The sequence below is a fragment of the Capnocytophaga sp. oral taxon 332 str. F0381 genome, assembly GCF_000318275.2.
GTDB classification, from domain to species: Bacteria; Bacteroidota; Bacteroidia; order Flavobacteriales; family Flavobacteriaceae; genus Capnocytophaga; species Capnocytophaga bilenii.
In genome coordinates, this window is sequence record NZ_KB291249.1 from 1 (window position 1) to 360 (window position 360).

Here is a 360-nt window from a genome sequence, read left to right on the forward strand (position 1 = left end):
CAGCAACTCTTCCTACTGGCTACCACAGCTTGGGGAGAGTGCAAGTTTGATGAAGGTTTTGGTACAGGATTTTGGGAGGCAGGCTTTGATATGCTTAAAAGTGATGCCACCTAAAACTCTTGGTAAAAGAGAGCAAGCTAAGTTTGATTTTATATACAAACTAAATCTAACAGATAATAAACGTGTTTAAACTTTTTTGAGGAACTTGGAGATAAACCCTAATAAAAGCATTCCAATGCAAGTTATATCAAGAAAATAAACATCTGGTTGCTCTCTTTTATTAAAGCTAAATCTTCTTTTTCCTACACTTAAAAAGGGAATAATCTAATTATTTATTGTATCTTTGCCCAAAGTTGCTGA